Annotated in this window: 16 protein-coding genes; 5 read left to right on the top strand and 11 right to left on the bottom strand. The window is 70.5% G+C overall.

Translation table 11 applies throughout. The features are described from left to right. Nucleotides 1–34: 34 nt before the first annotated feature. Both G4D85_RS18795 and G4D85_RS18790 read left to right on the top strand, forming a co-directional pair. Nucleotides 35–817, top strand: coding sequence for an exodeoxyribonuclease III (locus G4D85_RS18795; protein ID WP_164013845.1), 783 nt, complete (start codon nt 35–37; stop codon nt 815–817). Nucleotides 818–835: 18 nt separating this feature from the next. Next, nucleotides 836–1,615: a lysophospholipid acyltransferase family protein gene (locus tag G4D85_RS18790; RefSeq protein ID WP_205525602.1), complete on the top strand. Its 780-nt coding sequence runs from the start codon at nt 836–838 to the stop codon at nt 1,613–1,615. Nucleotides 1,616–1,652: 37 nt separating this feature from the next. Here the strand turns inward: G4D85_RS18790 and G4D85_RS18785 are convergent, their stop codons facing one another. Further along, nucleotides 1,653–2,180: a hypothetical protein gene (locus G4D85_RS18785; RefSeq protein ID WP_164013841.1), complete on the bottom strand. Its 528-nt coding sequence runs from the start codon at nt 2,178–2,180 to the stop codon at nt 1,653–1,655. A 106-nt stretch (nt 2,181–2,286) separates the two neighbouring features. Here G4D85_RS18785 and G4D85_RS18780 point away from each other — a divergent pair, with 106 nt between their 5' ends. Together G4D85_RS18780 and G4D85_RS18775 are read left to right on the top strand one after the other, a co-directional pair. Beyond that, a complete protein-coding gene (locus G4D85_RS18780; protein ID WP_164013839.1) occupies nt 2,287–3,504 on the top strand; it encodes an aspartyl protease family protein in 1,218 nt (405 codons plus the stop codon). Between the two features lie 36 nt (nt 3,505–3,540). Then, the gene (locus G4D85_RS18775; protein WP_240359363.1) at nt 3,541–4,644 is read left to right on the top strand and encodes a hypothetical protein; all 1,104 of its coding nucleotides are present in this window, start codon (nt 3,541–3,543) and stop codon (nt 4,642–4,644) included. Nucleotides 4,645–4,673: 29 nt separating this feature from the next. On the opposite strand, the gene G4D85_RS18770 is transcribed toward G4D85_RS18775, so the two are convergent. The 3 genes from G4D85_RS18770 to G4D85_RS18760 all read right to left on the bottom strand — a co-directional run bounded on the left by G4D85_RS18770 (nt 4,674) and on the right by G4D85_RS18760 (nt 8,074). Next, complete coding sequence (locus G4D85_RS18770) at nt 4,674–6,638, bottom strand: PAS domain-containing hybrid sensor histidine kinase/response regulator (protein WP_240359362.1); 1,965 nt, start codon at nt 6,636–6,638, stop codon at nt 4,674–4,676. Nucleotides 6,639–6,673: 35 nt separating this feature from the next. Beyond that, entirely contained in the window at nt 6,674–7,462 is a 789-nt protein-coding gene (locus G4D85_RS18765) for an alpha/beta fold hydrolase (RefSeq protein ID WP_164013835.1), read from the bottom strand. Nucleotides 7,463–7,612: 150 nt separating this feature from the next. Further along, the gene (locus tag G4D85_RS18760; RefSeq protein WP_164013834.1) at nt 7,613–8,074 is read right to left on the bottom strand and encodes a universal stress protein; all 462 of its coding nucleotides are present in this window, start codon (nt 8,072–8,074) and stop codon (nt 7,613–7,615) included. 185 nt (nt 8,075–8,259) lie between these two features. Here G4D85_RS18760 and G4D85_RS18755 point away from each other — a divergent pair, with 185 nt between their 5' ends. Next, a complete protein-coding gene (locus tag G4D85_RS18755; RefSeq protein WP_164013832.1) occupies nt 8,260–9,132 on the top strand; it encodes an SDR family NAD(P)-dependent oxidoreductase in 873 nt (290 codons plus the stop codon). 10 nt (nt 9,133–9,142) lie between these two features. On the opposite strand, the gene G4D85_RS18750 is transcribed toward G4D85_RS18755, so the two are convergent. The 7 genes from G4D85_RS18750 to truD all read right to left on the bottom strand — a co-directional run bounded on the left by G4D85_RS18750 (nt 9,143) and on the right by truD (nt 17,700). Next, on the bottom strand, nt 9,143–9,937 hold the full coding sequence (locus G4D85_RS18750; RefSeq protein WP_164013829.1) for a trypsin-like serine peptidase: 795 nt from the start codon (nt 9,935–9,937) through the stop codon (nt 9,143–9,145). A 357-nt stretch (nt 9,938–10,294) separates the two neighbouring features. After that, nucleotides 10,295–11,782 (bottom strand): FAD-dependent oxidoreductase, encoded by a 1,488-nt coding sequence (locus G4D85_RS18745; RefSeq protein WP_164013827.1) that lies wholly within the window; start codon nt 11,780–11,782, stop codon nt 10,295–10,297. Next, nucleotides 11,779–13,125 (bottom strand): 2Fe-2S iron-sulfur cluster-binding protein, encoded by a 1,347-nt coding sequence (locus G4D85_RS18740; RefSeq protein ID WP_164013825.1) that lies wholly within the window; start codon nt 13,123–13,125, stop codon nt 11,779–11,781. The genes G4D85_RS18745 and G4D85_RS18740 overlap by 4 nt, the downstream gene beginning before the upstream one ends. A 234-nt stretch (nt 13,126–13,359) precedes the next feature. Then, complete coding sequence (locus tag G4D85_RS18735) at nt 13,360–14,868, bottom strand: DUF8173 domain-containing protein (protein WP_164013823.1); 1,509 nt, start codon at nt 14,866–14,868, stop codon at nt 13,360–13,362. A 7-nt stretch (nt 14,869–14,875) separates the two neighbouring features. After that, complete coding sequence (locus G4D85_RS18730; protein ID WP_164013821.1) at nt 14,876–15,379, bottom strand: anti-sigma factor; 504 nt, start codon at nt 15,377–15,379, stop codon at nt 14,876–14,878. Further along, nucleotides 15,376–15,951: an RNA polymerase sigma factor gene (locus G4D85_RS18725; protein ID WP_205525623.1), complete on the bottom strand. Its 576-nt coding sequence runs from the start codon at nt 15,949–15,951 to the stop codon at nt 15,376–15,378. The genes G4D85_RS18730 and G4D85_RS18725 overlap by 4 nt, the downstream gene beginning before the upstream one ends. Nucleotides 15,952–16,062: 111 nt before the next feature. Continuing rightward, nucleotides 16,063–17,700: a tRNA pseudouridine(13) synthase TruD gene (gene truD, locus G4D85_RS18720; protein WP_164013818.1), complete on the bottom strand. Its 1,638-nt coding sequence runs from the start codon at nt 17,698–17,700 to the stop codon at nt 16,063–16,065. Nucleotides 17,701–17,723: the final 23 nt, after the last annotated feature.

The following is a 17,723-nucleotide window of genomic DNA, read 5'->3' as shown; positions in this document are numbered from 1 at the left end:
GGAAATACCGCCCGGGCCGGGCCATAAGCCTTCCGTGCGAGTCGTCTCTTGGAACGTCAACGGTCTGCGTTCGGTGCACCGCAAGGGCTTCCTGCCGTGGCTGGCGGGGGCCCGGGCGCAGGTGGTCGCCGTGCAGGAGGTGCGTGCGCGGCAGGACCAGCTCCCCGACGAGGTCCGGGCTCCGGCGCGCTGGAAGACCCACTTCGTTTCGGCGGACCGCCCCGGCTACAGCGGGGTGGGCCTGTTCTGCCGGCTGGAGCCGGACGACGTGGTGACGCGGCTGGGCGTCAGTGAGCTGGACGTGGAGGGGCGGCTGCAGATTGCCCGCTTCGGGAAGCTCACCGTGGTGAATGGCTACTTCCCCAACGGGAATGGGAAGGACCGGGACCTCAGCCGCATCCCCTACAAGCTGACGTTCTACCGGCGCCTCTTCGAGCGGCTGGAGAAGCCGCTGCGGGACGGGGGCCGGGTGCTGGTGGTGGGGGACTTCAACACAGCGCATCAAGACCTCGACCTGGCCCGGCCCCGGGAGAACCGCGAGACGAGCGGCTTCCGGCCGGAGGAGCGCGAGGAGTTCGACCGGTGGATTCGGGCCGGCTGGGTGGACACCTTCCGCCACTTCAACAAGGCGGGTGGGCACTACTCCTGGTGGAGCCAGCGCTTCGGGGTGCGGGAGAAGAACATCGGCTGGAGGATTGACTACGTGCTGGCCACGCCGGCGGCCATGGCATACGTGCGGAAGGCCGGAATCCACCCGGATGTGCTGGGCTCGGACCATTGCCCGGTGAGTGTGGACCTGGACCCGGCGGTCCGCTGAAGGTTGCTCGAGGCTCTCATGAATGCACTGCTCTCCATCTGGACGTGGATCGAGATTGGCCTGGTGGCCCTGGTTGGCTTCTTCGTGCAGCTGGCGCTGGCCATCCTCACCTGGGCCTTCGACAGGAACCGCTACGCGACGGGGCGCTGCTTCCGGCTGATTGGCGTCACGGCGGCGAAGCTGACGCCGTTCTGGCGCTTCGGCGTACACGGCCCGGTGCCGGCCGTGGTGGCGCCGAACACCGTGGTGGTGAGCAACCACGAGTCCAACGCGGACCCGTTCCTCATCTCGCACCTGCCGTGGGAGATGAAGTGGCTGGGCAAGGCCAGCCTCTTCAAGATTCCGGTGGTGGGGTGGATGATGTGGATGGCCGGCGACATCCCCGTGCACCGCGGGGACCGCGATTCCGCCACGGGGGCCATGGCCCGCTGCCGCGAGTGGCTGGCGAAGGGAATGCCGGTGATGATCTTCCCCGAGGGCACGCGCTCGAAGACGGATGATCTGCTGCCCTTCAAGGACGGCGCGTTCCGGCTGGCCATCGAAGCGCAGGCGGACGTGCTGCCCCTGGCGGTGAGCGGGACGCGCCGGGCGCTGCCGAAGCACTCGTGGCGCTTCGCCACGTCACGTGGGCTGGTGACGGTGGGCACGCCCATCTCCACCAAGGGCATGACGCTGGCGGACACGGAGCGGCTGAAGGACCTGGCGCGCGCTCAGATTCTCGCGCTGCGCGCCGGGCTGATGCCGCACACGAGCGGAGGCGCCGAGCCCTCCGCCCCGGGCGCCGCGCCCGCGGCGTAGTCCTCCGACTTCCGGAGGCGCCGCGGGCCCGGGTGCCTCAGACGTCCTTGTCCGCGTCGTCGATGATGTGGCAGCGCAGCTCCTTGTCGAGGGCCCCCTCGATGAGGCTGCGCACCACGTCCTTGCCGCCAATCTCGAAGGACAGGCTGACCTTGTCGCCCGCGACGGCGTCGTCCTTGTCGACGGTGAGCCGGCCTCCGAGCGCCACCGCGTTGCCGTCGACGCGCGCGCCGGAGTGGACGCGAACCTCCCCACCGAGCGACACCGCGTCGCCCTTCACCTGGGCGCCGGCCTCGATGATGACGCGGCCGCGGATGGCGACGGCGTCCTCGACCACGGCGCCCTTGCGGATGATGACGTTGCCCTCCACGGCGACGGCGTCCTTCACCTTCTCCCCGGCCTCGATGACCAGGTCGGTGCCCTGGACCATGCGGCTGCCGTCCTTGGTGTTGTTGGCGCACACCACCCGCCATTCATTGGGCTTCTTCGCGGAGTCATCTCCCGCGAAGGCCGGGGCGGCGAGGGTGAAGGTGAGGGCCAGGACGGGGATGGGGGACAGGCGCATGGACGGCTCCTGAGGACTCCGGGACAGGCTTCCTACGGACGTTCCGTGGGTCGATTGCATGGGCCCTGCTTTGCGCCTCCCCGGAGCGCGGGCTAGAAGGCGCCCCGTGCTGACCGAGCCCACCTGCATCCACAACTCCGACGCCGACCCCGCCTTCCGCTGTGGCGGCTGTGACAAGGTTCTCTGTCCGAAGTGCGCCACCTTCGAGGGTGGCAAGGACCGCTGCGCCGCCTGCGTCGAGCGCTACCACCGCGCGAAGACGCTGCGCACGGTGGGCGTGGGCGTCACGCTGGTCGTGGCCGCCGTCGCCGCGGGAGCCTGGTTCGCACTGCGTCCCGCCAGCGAGGCCGCACCGGAGGCCACGGCCTTCGACTACGGCAAGAAGGGCGTGTTCATCCGCCACCTGAAGGAGGAGCTGGCGCGCCAGCCGTGCGACAAGACGAAGGGGCGCGAGCTCGCCCAGGCCCTGTTCGAGGCCCGCGACCTGAAGGGCACCATCCAGGCCGGTGACGACTTCATCGCGAAGTGCGGGAAGTCCACCGCGCTCCGGCAGCTCACCTACACGGCCCACGTGCAGCTCCAGGAGTTCGAGCTCGCCGCGAAGGACGTGTCGGAGCTCATCGCCGGCGCGCCCGACAACGCCAACTACTTCGTCTGGCGCGGCATGGCCTACGAGGCGAGCAGCGCGCTGGACAAGGCGGCCGCCGACTTCCGGCAGGCCTTCTTCCTCAAGCCCGGCGAGACGCAGGTGGCCAACCTGCTGGCCACCGTCGACGCGCGCCGGGGGCGTCACTGCCAGGCGCGGCTGACGGTGCAGGAGAACCTGCTCGTCGGAACCGTGCCGGCGCCGGGCTCGAAGATGGAGGAGCGGCTGACCGAGCTCGTGAGCGCGGGCCGCTGCGGGACGGACGGGCAGGGCCGCGCGGAGGTGTCGTTCCCCGCGAAGGGGCCGCGCGAGGTGGAGGTCACGGTCGGCGGGAAGGAGCGCGGTCGCTTCCTCATCGACGGAGACTCCGTCCGGGTGGTGCTGTCGAAGGCGTTCGCGGACAGGCTCGGGCTCCAGGTCGAGGGCGCCCCCACGTTCCGGCTCCAGGCGTCCCATGACATCCTCACCGTCCGGCTGGTGAAGGTGCCTGAAATCGCGCTCCAGGGGGCGAAGGCCACCAACGTCGAGGTGGCCGTGACCGACACGCTGCCCGACGGCGTGGACGGGCTGCTCGGACTGAGCTTCCTTGCCCGCTTCGACCAGAAGCAGGACGCGAAGGCGGGCCGCCTGACGCTCATCGAGCGCCCACGCGAGTCGCAGGTGGTCTTCACGCCCTGAGCGTCCACGGCCCGCGAGGAGGGCAGGGCATGGCCGTTGCAACGTGGTATCCAGGTCCACCCCTGGAGGAACACCCTGGCTCCCGCGTCGACGCCGCACGATGACTCGAACGACCTGACCATCTGGGTGTACGCCTTCGGCTACTTCGCGGCGTACGCCCCGTACAGCGCGCTGACCAAGGCACTCTCGGGGGGCTCGCTGCCGGGGATGGAGCACGGCATCTCCGGCTTCACGCTGCTGCCGGTGAGCACCTCGGCCTCGCTGGTGGGCATGTTCCTCTTCCTCACCCTCAAGGGGTGGTGGCGCTACGCGGGGCATCGCGAGGTGCTGGGCGTCCGGGTGCCCGTCCCGGGGCGGTGGACGCTGCTGTCCGGACTCTGCTCGGCGGCCATCATCGGCACCACGACGCTGGCGTACACCCTGCCGGGTGCGTCCATCGTCTTCATGATGTTGCTGATGCGGGGTGGGGTGCTCGTCCTCGCGCCGGTGGTGGACGCCCTGAGCGGGCGGCGGGTGCGCTGGCCCTCGTGGGTGGCGCTGGGCCTGAGCCTCTCGGCGCTGGGGGTGGCCACGGGGACGAACGTGAGTGCCACCCTCACCCTGCTGGCCACGCTGGACGTGGGCATCTACCTCGCCGCCTATTTCTTCCGGCTGCGCGCCATGAGCAACCTGGCCAAGTCGGGAGTCCGCGCCGTGTCCATCCGCTACTTCGTCGAGGAGCAGATGGTGGCCACGCCCGCGCTGGTGGGCACGCTGGCGGTGCTGGCGCTCCTGGGCGGGGACGGCATCCTCGGAGAGCTTCGCGCCGGCTTCACCGGCTTCCTCTCGCGAGGCCACCTGCTGGAGGAGGTGCTGGTGGGGCTGCTGTCGCAGGGGACGGGCATCTTCGGTGGCCTCATCCTCCTGGACGCGCGCGAGAATGCCTTCACCGTGCCGGTGAACCGGGCCTCCAGCGTGCTCGCGGGCGTGGTGGCCACGGCGGTCCTCGCCGCCTGGTGGGGACTGCCCGGGGTGGGGGCGACGGAGTGGGTGGGCGCCTCGCTCATCATCGCCGCCATGATGGTGCTCGCCGTGCCCACCGTGCTCGCCGCGCGCGAGCGGGCCGCCCGGGAGGCACGTGCCCGGGTCCGCCCCGGCTGAGAGCGCTCCCGTCCGGGGCGGGGAATGAACTACGCCCGCCGCGCCTCCGCCTTCAGCGCCGAGATGATGGCATCCAGCTCGCGGTGGATGGCCTGGAGCGCGGAGGCGAGGTGGTCCGGCGTACCCGAGGCGTCCGCCAGCGCCGCACGCCCTGCTTGCACGGCCGCGCGCAGGGTCTGCGCCTGCAGCAGCTCCACCGTCGGCAATATCTTGTGGGCCTGGTACTCGAACGCCTCCCGGTCGCCGGCCTCCAGCGCCTTCTGGAACCCGACCTTGTATTGCTCGCAGCCGCTGAGGGTGAGGGCGCTCAGCTCGATGATGGCCTGAGGGTCCTCGTCGACGATGCGGCGCAGCGGCAGCAGGCTGAACGCCGGCCCCACGGCCCCCGGGGCGGAAGGCTCCGTGGGAGCGCCCGCCAGGGCCTTCGCGGCCTGCTTCCAGCCGCTGTGCTGCACGAGCTTCGCGGCAAGCGCCGCCGGCTTGTAGGGCTTGCCGAGAAAGTCCGTGAAGCCCGCGGCCTGCGCCCGGTGCTCCAGGCCCAGCCGCGTCGAGGCCGTCACCGCGATGATGGGGATGCGCGCGAAGTGCTCGCCGGGGCGGAGGGCCCGGATGGCGCGGGTGGCGTCGTAGCCATCCAGCTCCGGCATCCGCACGTCCATCAGCACCAGGTCGTAGTCGGCCTCCTGGATGCGCTGGACGGCCTGGCGCCCGTCCCCGACGACGTCGAAGTCGGCGCCCCACTTCTTCAGGAACTGCGACAGCATGAACACGTTGATGTCGTTGTCCTCGGCCACGAGGATGCGCAGGCCCTGGAGCGACTGGGTGCTGGCGGGGTTCTCCGCGGGCTCCTCCACCTCGGACGCCTGCCCGGGCTTCATCCTCAGGGTGAAGTAGAACGTCGAACCCTGGCCCTGCGTGCTCTTCACGCAGATGCGTCCGCCCTGCAGCTCCACCAGCTTCTGGCTGATGGAGAGCCCCAGCCCGGTGCCGCCGTACTTCATGCCGATGCTGGAGTCGGCCTGGGTGAACTCCTCGAAGATGCGACCCAGCCGGTTCTCGGCAATCCCGATGCCTGTGTCCGTGACGGCGAAATCGAGTGAGACGGCGTCCTGGGACTGCTCGCGGACCCGCAGGCCCACCGTCACCGCGCCCAGCTCGGTGAACTTGATGGCATTGCCCACCAGGTTGGTCAGCACCTGCCCGAGCTTGACCGGGTCTCCGACGAGATACTCCGGCACCTGCTCATCGATTTCCGCGATGACCGACAGGTTCTTCTCCTCCGCCCTGGCGCTGAGGGCGAAGAGGGTGCCGTAGACGAGCTGGCGGAGGTCGAAGCTCCGCTGCTCCAGCGTCACCTTGCCGGCGTCGATCTTGCTGAAGTCCAGGATGTGGTTGAGCAGGCCCAGCAGGTTCTCGGAAGACGAGCCCAGGATGCGGACGTACTTCTCCTGCTGGGGGGACAGCTCGGTCTTCTGCAGGAGGCTCGCGATGCCGATGATGGCGTTCATCGGCGTGCGAATCTCGTGGCTGACCATGGACAGGAAGTCCGACCTGGCCCGGGCGGCCTGCTCCGCCTTGCGCCGCGCCAGCACCAGCTCCTGCTCGTACTTCTTCCGGTCGGAGATGTTGAAGAGGGTGATGCGGTTCACCACGCTCCGGCCGGCGGCATCCCTGCGCTGGACGGTGTTGACCAGCACCGGCAGGAAGACGCCCTCCCGGGTCCGCACCTCCAGCTGGACTTCGTTGATGAAGCCCTGCATCTGCAAGAGGGGCGCGAAGTGCGTCTCGTAGAAGATCTTCCCTCCCACGGACAGCAGCTCCTGGAAGCGAACGCCGGAGAGCAGCTCCTCGCGCGCGCGGCCCAGCCAGGTGAGGAACGTCTGGTTGGCCTTGACGATGACGCCGTTCGGCAGCGTGGAGATGTAGCCACAGGGCGCGTTCTCGTAGAGGTCCTCCGCGCTCTCTTCGAGAAGCTCCGGAGGTTGGTCGTCCAACGCGCGTGTCCTGGAGTTCAAGGGGCAGTCCGGCGCTACAGGAAGAGTTTCATCGCCGCGATGGTCTCCTCGGGCGCGCTGAGGTTGGGGCAGTGCCCCGTCGCCTTGAGCACCACGAGCTGGCTGTTCGTGAGGTGCTGGTGCACGTACCGCCCCACCGCCTCGGGCGCGATCACGTCCTCGGAGCACTGGAGGACGAGCGACCGGGTCTTCACCTTCGGCAGGTCCGCCCGGTTGTCCGAGAGGAAGGTGACGTGCGCGAAGTGCCGGGCAATCTCCGGGTCGGTGCGGCAGAAGCTGTTGGTCAGCTCCTCCCCGAGCTCCGGCCGGTCCCGGTTGCCCATGATGACGGGCGCCATCGCGCTGGACCACCCCAGGTAGTTGCTGTCGAGCGACTCCAGCAGCCCGTCGATGTCACCCCGGGAGAAGCCCCCCACGTAGTCACCGTCGTTGATGTAGCAGGGCGACGGACCGATGAGCACCAGCTTGTCGAACCGCTCGGGCTCGGCGGCCGCGGCCAGCACGCCAATCATGGCGCTGACCGAGTGCCCCACGAAGACCGTCCGGCTCAGCCCCAGCTCGCGGCAGATCTCCAGGACGTCGTCCGCATAGCCCTTCAAGCTGCCATGCCGGCTGCGGTTGTAGGCGGAGGCGTCCGAGCGGCCGGCGCCCACATGGTCGAAGAGGATGACCTTGTAGTCGTCCAGGAAGGCGGGGGTGAGGAACCGCCACATGTTCTGGTCGCACCCGAAGCCGTGGGCGAAGAGCATCGGCTGCTCGCCGCGACCCAGGACCTGGACGTTGTTCCGGTGGAGGACGTTCACGAGCAGGGGGGCTCCAGGGCCGGGGGGAGGGTAGACTGCGACTCCCGCCCACTTGACCCCGAACATTCACCCCATTCAAGGACTTCAGCCCTGGACGGTTGGTGCTGGACACCAGGCGCCGTGCCGGCCGCCCCTCCACCGTCCGGGTGGCTATTTCTCCGGCGCGACGTGCAGGGTGACCACGGGGCAATGCGCGCGGGAGACGATCTTCTGCGCCACGCTGCCCAGCAGCAGCCGGGGCAGCCCGCGCCGGCCATGCGTGCCCATGACGATGAGGTCGAACTTCCCCTGGTCGGCCAGGTCGAGGATGGTGGACGCGGCCTCGCCGACGAGCACCTTGTGCGTCAGCGGCACCGGCGGCGACTCCAGCTTGTGGACCAGCGTTGTCAGCTCCTTGGTCGCCGTCTCCACGGCCACCTGCTCCAGCGACAGCGAGTTCCACCCGGGCGCGGCCACCAGCAGGTCAGGCGCCACGTACTGCGGCGGCTCCCAGGTGTGGACCACGTGCACGGAGGCACCGAAGGGCCGGGCGAGCTGCACGGCGTAGTCGATGACGGCCCGCGAACCTTCGGACAGGTCCACGGGGGCGAGGATGCGAGTGGGAGCGGACATCGGGCCTTCTCCTTGCGGGGTCCACCCCCGCTTGCTGACACCGGGTGGGTTCACCCTCATTGGAAGAAGCATGCCGGGGCTCGCGGGCCAGGCCGTCGAGCAAGCGTGCAGGCTTTGCGCGAGGGGAGGCGTGCGGCGCAGACCGTGCGCAGGATGGGCAACTTACCGAAGTCGAGGACCCCTCCATGCTTCCTCCTCCCATCGATCAAGGTACCGTCCTCATCATCGGCGCGACGGAAGGAATCGGCCGGGAGCTGGCCCGGCTGCTCTCCCGGCGGGTGCGCACCCTGGTGCTCGTCGACCGGCGCGCGGAGCGTCTGGAGCCGCTGCGCGACGAGCTGCTCACGCGCAACCCCACGCTCGGCGTGATGATCGAGCGGTGCGACGTGAGCGACCCGCGCCAGGTGGACGGGCTGCTGGCCTCGCTGGAGGAGCACTTCGTCCGCGTGGACGTGCTGGTGAACAACGCCGCCGCGGGCGACCGGGCTCTCTACGCGGAGGAGCGCTGGGGCCGCGTGGAGGAGATGCTGACGGCGAACGTGTGGGTGCCCGCGCTGCTGACGCACCGCCTGCTCGGGCCCATGCTGGCGCGGGGGCGCGGGGGCGTCCTCAACATCGGCTCGGGCGCCGCGCAGCTCTTCCTGCCCGGCTCCGCCACCTTCGCCGCCACCCAGCGCTTCCTGGACGGCTTCACCGAGGCGCTGCGGCTGGAGGTGGAGAGTAGCGGCATCACCGTCACGCGCGTGGCGCCGGGGCCTCTCTGGGACGAGGGCGCGGACGCCGCCACGGACGAGGTGGCGCCCTTCTTCCGCATCTCCCTGGCGCGCTGCGCCCGCGCGGCGCTGGCCGGCTTCGAGCGGGGCGCGCCCCTGGTGTACCCGGGCTTCGGCCACCGCTGGGTGATGCGACTGCTGCCGCTGCTGCCACGCGGCCTCAAGCGGAGCCTGGGCCGGCTGGCACTGCGGGGCCTGCGGCGTGAAGCGCTGCTGTCGCCACAGGCCCCTGGAATCGGGCCCGGCCGGCCGGTGCTGCTGGCCGGCGAGCCGTCGACGGCGTGAGTCGCGAAGCCTACAGGCCAATCTCCGCCAGGCGCGCCTTGACGCGGGTGGCCTTCACGCCGGTGTTGGCGGTGCCGCGGCCCGACGAGTTGCCGCCCAGGCCGATGTGGTGCAGGCCCACCACCTGGTTCGTGGAGGAGGACAGCACGGGCGAGCCCGAGGAGCCGCCCAGCGTGTCCGCGTCGTAGGACAGGTCCGTGGTGCTGTAGTTGGCGTTCTTCACCACGCCCGGCGAGTACTTCTTCGTCGGCGAGCAGCCGCTCGTCGTGTAGTAGTCGCAGTTCTGGTGGACCACGTAGACGCTCGCGTTGGTGGCGGCGTTGGTGGTGGAGACGGTGAGCCAGCCGTACACGTCACCGGGGAGCTGGCCGTTGAGCGCGCTGCAGCGCACCGCCGTCATGTCGTCCGAAGACCACGTCTTGATGAAGGTGGCGCAGTTGTACCAGATGCGGCCGGTGGAGCTGACGCCGTCCTCGTAGTTGAAGGACACGCGCGCGCCGACAGCCTGCGAGGCGCTGCCGATGCAGTGGTTGTTGGTGATGATGACGTCGCGCGACACCAGCCACGCGGTGCAGCGCGAGCCCACCGCGGGGATGGACAGGTAGCCCACGGCCAGGGAGCGCGTGCGCTGGGTGCCGGACAGCGAGGTGGCGCTGGTCCAGTTCACCGAGCCGACGATGACGTTGGACTCCTGCGACGCCAGCGGCTCGTTGGCCTCTACGTCCGGAACATCCGGCGGAGCCTCGGTACCGCAAGCCGACACAGCACCCACCAGGAACAGCGCACGAACGCTCTTCGCGAACATCGGACCACCTCCACGCGCGTGATTGCGCGGCGAGGGGCCCAGGCACGCTCCGTGCCAGCGGGCTTCACCGCCTGCCTTCCCTCTGAGGCGCCCCTGGCGCGGAACTCCAGGTGGTGTGTGCCTGCTCGTGCAACTCAGTTGCGTTCGTAAAGAGTTTTCACGTCAGCACGGACGAAGCTCAATGATTGTCCTGAGTTACGTGGTTTTCCGGGAGCGTCGCTTCCCTGGGCGGCCGGAGACCCCCTCCCTGTCTCCGGCCAGGACAGGCCCCGGAAAAGTACAAGGGCCGCGTTCCGGGCCGGCGGTGGGCACGGGGGCGCGGCCCCTCGGGGCACGGCGGAGAAGGCGTGGGGCCCGTCAGCCGATGATCATGTCCTCGCGCTCCAGCGGGCCGCCGGAGAAGCGGCGCAAATCGAAGCGGGTGAAGAGCTCATCGGACTCGCCGGTGGCCATCCACTTCGCCATCCGCTCGGCGACGGCGGGGGCCATCATGAAGCCGTGGCCCACGAAGCCGGACATCTGCAGCAGGTTGTCCAGGCCCGGCGTGCGGCCGAGAATCGGGTTGTTGTCGGGCGTCACGTCGTAGCAGCCGGCCCACTGGCGAAGCACCTTCACGTGGCCCACCTGGGGCAACTGCTCCATCAGCGCCTGGGCGAAGCGCGCCACGAAGCGCAGCGTGCTGCCCATGTTGAGGCCCGCGGGCTCCTTCGGGTCGCCCATGCCGCCGACAATCTCTCCGCGCATGGACTGGCTGAAGTACAGGCCGGTGTCGAGCACCGACACCAGCGGCCCGAGGAAGGGCTTGAGGGGCTCGGTGCTGAGGATTTCGTGCCGGTGCGGCTCGTTGGGCAATTGCACGCCGACGAGCTTCGCCACCTCGGGGCTCCACGCGCCGGCGGCCAGCACCACGGTGTCGCAGGCGATGTCGCCGCGCGTCGTCTTCACCTTGCGCACCTGGCCGTTGCTCGTCTCGAAGCCGGTGACGTCCGTGTAGGTCTCCACGCGGACGCCCTTCTTCTTGCAGCCCTGCGCGTAGCCCCACAGGAAGGGCCAGGGGAAGATGACGCCGTCCTCCGGGTTGTAGGACGCCGTCAGGCAGCCCTTCATGGTGAGGCCGGGGACGATGTCGCGCGCCTCGTCCGGGCTGATGATGCGGGTGGGCACGCCGAACTTGTTGTGCAGGGCCGCGTTGCGGTCCAGCCGCTCCGCCACCGGCTTCGTCTTCGCGAGGAAGAGGTAGCCGCCCTGGCGCAGCCACACGTTGATGCCCAGCTCACCGGCGAAGCCCTTCATCAGGTCGATGGAGCGCTTGGCCAGCTCGACAAGCGCCGGGGTGCCCCACTGCATGCGCACGCCGCCGCCGTTGCGGCCGGATGCGCCCGCGCAGAGGTAGCCGCGCTCCAGCACCACCACGTCCGTCTCGCCCTCGCGGGCCAGGTTGTACGCCAGCGCCAGCCCCATGACGCCGCCGCCGATGATGACCACCTTCGCCTTCTCGGGCAGGGGGCCCTCCGGGCGCAGCGCCGACGGGAAGACGTCCACCTCCAGGGGCACGCCGCCCACGGGCGGCTGGGACTCGTCCACCGGGGCGGTGGCCAGCACGCGCAGCTCGGTGGGGTAGAGCGGAGGACGTGGCGTGAAGGGCACCACGGCGGCGGGCTTGAGCGCCTTCTCCTGCTCCAGCAGCGAGGCCACCGCGGCCAGGCAGCTCTTGCCCTGGCAGATGCCGGTGCCGAAGCCGGTGTAGCGCTTCACCGACTCCACGTCGCAGAAGCCCCGGGACACCGCGTGCCGGACGTCGTCGACGGTGACGTCCTCACACGAGCAGATCATCGCCTTGCTCATGACAGCCCTCCCACCAGCGCCTCGGCCGCGCGGCGGCCGGCGGCCACCGCTTCCTTCGCCGTGCCCCCGCCGGTGAGGTCCCCGGCGGCGAACACGTCCGTTGCCTGCGTGCGGCCGTCCGCGTCCGCCTCCACCACGAAGAGGCCGCGTCCCGCATCGAACGGCACCTTCGCGCCGCCCTGCCGTGCCAGCTCGAAGCTGGGGCTGACGGGCACGGAGACCAGCACCGCGTCACACGACACCTTCCTCCGCTTGCCGCCCAGGGGCGTGTAGCTGAAGGCCCCCACGTGGCGCAGGCCGTGCGCCTTGGGCTCCGAGCCCTGCATCGCCAGGGGATGGGCCCCCTCGGGCGGCGGGCCCTTCAGGTCCACCACGGCTGTCAACTTCACGCCGCGCTCCTGCATCAGGTTCGCGAGCGCGTGCAGCTCCGGGCCCCAGCCCACCAGCGCCGCCATCTTCGGCGCCACGTCGTAGCGGCGCAGCAGCAGGCTGGCCGCGCGGCCCGCGTACACGCCGGGCAAGTCGTTGTTCTCGAAGGGCACCATCGGCGGGTGGCCGCCCGGCGCCAGCAGGAAGCGCTCCGCGTAGACCTTCAGCAGCCGGGGGCCCTCGGGCTCCAGGGCGCCCACCGCGAGGTAGCGCCCGCTTTCGTCGTCATACAGGCCCAGCACGGTGGCGCGGGTGACGACGGTGCCCTTGGGGAACGAGGCCGCGTCCTGCACCGCGGGCGCGTCCGGCTCCGGGGCGCCGTGGGCCAACCGGCCCCCGAGCGCTGTGTCGCGCTCGAAGAGGAGGAAGGGCACGCCGCGGTCGGCCAGCACGCGGGCCGCCGCCAGGCCCGCCGCGCCGCCGCCCACCACCGCCACGCGGGTGCGCAGCGTGCGGGCCGGGGGCGGCATGGGGGCCTCTTCCTTCGGCAGCAGGCCGAGGCCGGCGAGCTGCCGCGCCACCTTGGCCATCACCTGCTCGGCCACGGGCACGCCGGCGAACATCTCGTGGTGGTCCAGCCCCTTGGGGAAGAACCAGTCGATGGTTTCGAAGACGTCCACCTTCGCGGAGGGGTACGCGTTCTGCCGCTCCAGCCGCATGCCGTCCCGCGCCGGAGTGCGGCACGTGTAGACGTTGGGCATGCCATCCACCCGCATCAGGCAGTGCGAGCAGGCGGCGGCGAAGCAGTACGGGCTCCGGGGCCGGTGGTACTTGATGGAACGGGCGAGGACGGGCTCTTCCGCGGCGATGAGGGAGCACGCCACCGGCTCGCCTTCGACGGCGGGGATGCTCTCGCCGTCGAGGTCCACCGTGATGACCCTGCCGCGTGGGGGTGCGTCTGGGAGGCGTCGCATGGGGTGCCCAAAATGGCGCACGGCGACCACCGGGTCAAAGCCTGTCGGGCCATGACGCACCACGGCCATGCGTGTCAGCCGACAGTGGCGGTGATGGGGGGCGCGAGCTTCTCTAAGGGCCCGCAAGCACTCCGGGGACCGCCACGGGCCGTGTAGGCCTCGCGACAGTCCCCGGGAAACGTGCAGGAGCCGACTCTACCGGGTGTGCCGGGCAGGGCGCCCGGCACGGGCCCGTCAGATGGGCTGCTCGGTGGAGCTCATGATGGGCTGGGGCATGCCGCTGGGCCGGATGTTGCCGAAGCGGGTGCGGATGACCGCGCCGAGCGCCATCAGGACAATGGCCGCAGTGACGATGAATCCCAGCACCGGGATGATGCCCACCACCATCAGCACCAGCAGGCCCAGGGCCAGCACCACCGCCTGCGTCTTGCGGCCGCGCAGCAGGGGCAGCCGCGTGCCCAGCTCGCTCGCCACCGCCGCGTAGCCCAGCGCCGCCGCCAGGGGCGCCGCCATCCAGAGGACCATCGCGGCGGGGATGCCGATGATGGTGATGCACAGCACCACCGACAGGGGAACCATCGCCAGCAGGCCCAGCAGCCCGGTGAGCCCCGACTGCACGGGCTTGCGGCGAATCTCGTCCCCGAGCTGCTTCATGCGGGCGGGGAAGAACATCTGCCCCAGGAAGCCCAGGCCGAAGAGCACCGCGAACGTGAGGATGAACGCGGCCAGCCCCTCGCCGTCTTCGTCATTGTCGCTGGACTCGTGACGCTCGTCGTGGCGGGACTCGCGCATCCCGTTCTTGATTTCCCCGGCCACCATGCGGCCGATGCCGGCGCCGCCGAAGGTCTCGATGCTGCCTTCCACCTCCGCGCCGTCCGCGCGCTCGACGGTGCCGCCGAAGGAGGACACGTCGCCCTCCACGTGGGCATCCGGCCCGAGGATGACGTTGCCGCCGAAGGCGTGCGCGTCTCCCTCCACGTGGCCGTGGACCTCGAGGTTGCCGCCGAAGGCGACCGCGTCGTCCTCCACGTGGCCCTTCACCACCAGGTTGCCGCCGTACACCACCGCGCTCTCGACGTTCTGCCCCTCCTTCACCTCCAGGGACTGGCCGCGCGCCACCACATTGCGGCCACCGGAGCGGCGGCTGCGCCGCAGCTCCTCACGCGTCCGGTGCATCTGCTCGCTCGCCCGCTGCATCTCCTCCTGGCTCGCCTCACGCGCCTCGCGAATCGCCTCCGCGTCTTCCTCGGAGGGGTGGCCCGGGGTGGGAGGCACCGGCGGCATGGCCGGCAGCGGAGGCGCGGGCGGCGTCGCCGCTTCCGGCGCGGCGGCGACTTTCGGCGGCGCGGCCGCCTCGACGGGAGCCGGGGTCGCGGAGGTGTCACCCGAGGCCGCCGCCTCCTGCTCCTTCGCCGTCATGGGGCGCAGGGTGAAGATGGAGCCATCCTGCTCCAGCCGCAGCGAGTAGGCGCGGGCCACGGTGCGCAGGGCCTGGTTCGCGGTGACGCCGCGCAGGTGCACCTCGGCGGGCGTGTCCAGGTCGCCGGTGACGACGAGGTTGAGGCCGCCCTTGTCGGCGATGGTCTTCAGCGCGTCGCGCAGGCTGCCGCGGAAGCTGACGTCGATGGTGCGGCTAGCGGGCGCGGTGACGGCGGCCTGCGAGGCGGTGGGGGCCTCCGCGCCCAGCGCGAGGGGGGCGCCGAGGAGCAGAGCGGAAACGAGGATTCGGGAGGAGATCGTCATGGTTCGCTCAGGCTTCGGAGGGGGTGGGAACGCTGCCGGCAAGCCGCTTGAGGCCAAGCAGCGACGTCAGGATGAGGAGGGCGAGGGTGGTGGCCACCGCGAGTCCCGCGGTGGACCACAACGCGTGGGCGCCACTGAGCACCCCTTCGACGAAGAGGCGGCCCTCCACCACGAAGGAGGCGACGCCGGTACCCAGGCGGCCGAGCGCCTGGTCGTTCAGCAGCAGGTACCCGAGTCCTCCCACCAGTGAGGTGAGGAGGATGGCCACGCCGGACCAGACCTCGGTCCGCTGGGGCACGGGCTCGGCGGCCACGCGCGCCATGACGCTGGCGACCAGGGAGGGGGGCGGGAGCGGGTCCGCCAGCCGGTACAGGTCCTGCTCCATCAGCCGGTGCTCTTCCAGGACGGCGCTGCACGCCTCGCACTCGGCGGCATGGTCCAGGGCGAGCCCTTCACCAGCGTCCAGCTCCGCGAAGAGGACTTCCAGGTCCGGGCACGGGTGCGGGGTCATCGGGAGGTCTCCTCGGGCGCGGGGGTCATCTTCTTGCGCAGCTTCTCGCGGGCGCGGAACAGCCGCGCCATGATGGTGCCGGGAGCACACCCCATGACCTGGGCGATCTCCTTCGTGGTGCGCTTCTGGACGTAGTAGAGCGCGAGCACCTCGCGGTCCTCGGCGGACAGCGTGGCCATCGCCTCCTCGAGCGACTGCCGCTCCTCGCGGGCGATGGCGCGGTCCTCCTGCGACACGTCGCCGCTGGGGAGGACCTCCTTCATCGGCTCCAGCTCCTCCGTCTTCACCTTGGTGCGGCGGCGGAGCAGGTCCAGGCAGAGGTTGCGCGTAATCGCCAGGACCCAGAGGTCGAAGGGGCGCGACTCGTCGTACTTGTGGAGGTTCTGGTAGGCGCGCAGCAGGGCTTCCTGCGCCACCTCCGCGGCCTCCGCCTCGCGCTGGAGCAGGCGCAGCGCCAGGCCGTACACCGGGCGTTGCACGCTGCGCACGAGGGACTCGAAGGCGGAAGGGTCGCCACGCCGGGCGGCCAGCACGTCCGCCTTCCAGGGAAGCGGGGGAGCCTCCTCAGCCATCAGCATCCCGATGGCGTGGGCGAGCATCCCGGGGGCGTCGTCGAGGGCAAGAGCGGTCACGTCTTGCACTACGACGTGCCCGTCCGCCCATTGCGTCCGACTGTGACATCTCTATTTCTTCCGTGATTTCGCGGGCTTGGAGGCCTTGGGGGCCTTGCTCGCCAGCTTGGCGGCCGTTTCCGCGCGAGCATCCTCGCGGGCGGACTTGCGCTGGCGCTGCCGCTCGCGGAATCCCACGGGCACCGCGGGCTCCGGGACCTCGACCGGCTGCGTCTGGGTGGCCAGCGTGCGGCTGCGGGTCGGAGTCTCGGCGGCGCGCGACTCACGGCGCTCGGTGTCCCGGCGGCTCGGCGCCGCCGGTCCCCGGGCGCCACGCTCCTGGCGGGCTCCTGAAACGCCGCGCTCCGGGCGGGCTCCTGAAACGCCACGCTCCTCGCGGGCCGGCGCCGCGCGGCGGCGGTCTCCGTCCGAGCCCCGGTCGCCCCGGCGGCGCGGGCCGTCGTCCAGGTCGGCCTGCTGCTGCTCGGCCTCGACGAAGCGGGGGCGCTGGGAGGCGCGGATGACCTCCGGGGTGTCCTCGGTGTACTCGAAGTGGAAGAGGCGCTTGACGACGAGCGTGGCGTACGCGCCCGGCGGCAGGGTGAAGGCGACGTTGACCTTCACCTCCCCGCGGTTGATGTCGTCGGGCAGGGTGCGGCCGATGACGAGCTTGTGCGGGAACACGAGCAGCGGCCGCTCCTCGTGCTTGAAGTAGAGGCGCCGCTCCTCCTCGATGCGCAGGTCCGAGAGCTTGAGCTTCTCCTTGCCCAGCACCCACGCGACGGCCTCCTCCTTCTGGGGGTCGGTGATGACGCTGTCGGGAGCGAGCAGGGGGAAGGTGGCGTCCCGGAGGATGCGCATCACCTCCGCGCTGGCGTCCCGGTGGAACAGCAGCGTGCCAGCCTGGTAGCGCATGGGGAACAGGTGCTCGCGCGGCAGCAGCAGCTGGAGGTAGCGCCGCACGCCCTCGTTCCAGAGGTAGCTCTGGTACGTGAAGAGCAGCATCGCCCGGTAGTCCGAGTCGATCTGCATGAAGGCGCGGAGGAAGTCCTTCGGATGATCTCTCAGGGACTTGAGGATGCGGTGGTACTTGCGCGTGCCCTCGTAGGGGACGCGCGCGTCCCAGCGGCCCCAGTTCTCGCGCCAGAAGGCCTTCACCTTGGCGTCCTCGGTGCGGTCCAGCTCCGAGGGGGCGGCGAGGTAGTTGTGCAGGGCCGCCTCGAAGTCGCCCCGGATGAGGTCCTTGGCGATGAAGCCCTGGCCGTGCTTCAGCGAGCCGAAGCGCTGGCTGTCGAAGTAGTTCACCACGCCCAGGCGGTTGACCTCGGCGGTGGCGACGTTGAGGGGCCCCAGCGACTGGGGGGTCAGCGCGCGCACGGTGACGGAGAAGCGGTTGGAGGTGATGTTGGCGGAGGACAGGGGCTTGTCCGTGCGGCCCAGGTACTTCAGGCGCAGGTCGGGCTCCTGCATGTCCACGTCCGCGCCGTCCACTGCGATGATCTGCTCGGTGCGGCCCTGCTTGTCCTTCAGGCCGCAGTAGCTGATGGCGCCGGGCTTCAGTCCGAAGGCGTCCCTCAGGCGAGTCACCGCGTCGAACGTGGACAGCTTCTGCTTGTCCATGAGGTACACGCGGTGGCGTCCCGTCTCGACTTCGTCGAAACGGTAGGACTCCTTGACGGAGAAATCCTCGGGCTTCTGTTTGATTCTCACGTCGCCCCCCTTAGCAGCGTGGG

Origin of the sequence: Pyxidicoccus trucidator (genome assembly GCF_010894435.1) — a bacterium.
Taxonomy (GTDB): Bacteria; Myxococcota; Myxococcia; order Myxococcales; family Myxococcaceae; genus Myxococcus; species Myxococcus trucidator.
The sequence above is the reverse complement of the archived record's forward strand: the minus strand, read 5'-3'. Positions and strand labels throughout refer to the sequence as shown.

Bases quoted from the DNA above. Each gene is read 5' to 3' on its own strand.
- G4D85_RS18740 (WP_164013825.1), bottom strand. From the start codon at position 13,125: ATGCGACGCCTCCCAGACGCACCCCCACGCGGCAGGGTCATCACGGTG.
- G4D85_RS18745 (WP_164013827.1), bottom strand. From the start codon at position 11,782: ATGAGCAAGGCGATGATCTGCTCGTGTGAGGACGTCACCGTCGACGAC.
- G4D85_RS18785 (WP_164013841.1), bottom strand. From the start codon at position 2,180: ATGCGCCTGTCCCCCATCCCCGTCCTGGCCCTCACCTTCACCCTCGCC.
- G4D85_RS18730 (WP_164013821.1), bottom strand. From the start codon at position 15,379: ATGACCCCGCACCCGTGCCCGGACCTGGAAGTCCTCTTCGCGGAGCTG.
- G4D85_RS18735 (WP_164013823.1), bottom strand. From the start codon at position 14,868: ATGACGATCTCCTCCCGAATCCTCGTTTCCGCTCTGCTCCTCGGCGCC.
- G4D85_RS18755 (WP_164013832.1), top strand. From the start codon at position 8,260: ATGCTTCCTCCTCCCATCGATCAAGGTACCGTCCTCATCATCGGCGCG.
- G4D85_RS18790 (WP_205525602.1), top strand. From the start codon at position 836: ATGAATGCACTGCTCTCCATCTGGACGTGGATCGAGATTGGCCTGGTG.
- G4D85_RS18750 (WP_164013829.1), bottom strand. From the start codon at position 9,937: ATGTTCGCGAAGAGCGTTCGTGCGCTGTTCCTGGTGGGTGCTGTGTCG.
- G4D85_RS18725 (WP_205525623.1), bottom strand. From the start codon at position 15,951: ATGGCTGAGGAGGCTCCCCCGCTTCCCTGGAAGGCGGACGTGCTGGCC.
- G4D85_RS18760 (WP_164013834.1), bottom strand. From the start codon at position 8,074: ATGTCCGCTCCCACTCGCATCCTCGCCCCCGTGGACCTGTCCGAAGGT.